General features: G+C 58.3%; 1 rRNA gene. It reads left to right on the forward strand.

Annotation, left to right across the window (positions count from 1 at the left end):
• Nucleotides 1–432: ribosomal RNA gene (locus KFE26_RS23675) — 16S ribosomal RNA — on the forward strand; the annotation flags it as partial.

The raw sequence follows: 432 nt of genomic DNA on the forward strand, positions 1-432 counted from the left end.
GCAGTGGGGAATATTGCACAATGGGCGCAAGCCTGATGCAGCGACGCCGCGTGAGGGATGACGGCCTTCGGGTTGTAAACCTCTTTCGCTCATGGTCAAGCCGCAACTGTGGGTTGTGGTGAGGGTAGTGGGTAAAGAAGCGCCGGCTAACTACGTGCCAGCAGCCGCGGTAATACGTAGGGCGCAAGCGTTATCCGGAATTATTGGGCGTAAAGAGCTTGTAGGCGGTTTGTCGCGTCTGCCGTGAAATTCTCTGGCTTAACTGGGGGCGTGCGGTGGGTACGGGCTGACTTGAGTGCGGTAGGGGAGACTGGAACTCCTGGTGTAGCGGTGGAATGCGCAGATATCAGGAAGAACACCGGTGGCGAAGGCGGGTCTCTGGGCCGTTACTGACGCTGAGGAGCGAAAGCGTGGGGAGCGAACAGGATTAGA

The organism is Shewanella sp. M16 (genome assembly GCF_018224605.1).
Classification (GTDB): domain Bacteria; phylum Pseudomonadota; class Gammaproteobacteria; order Enterobacterales; family Shewanellaceae; genus Shewanella; species Shewanella oncorhynchi.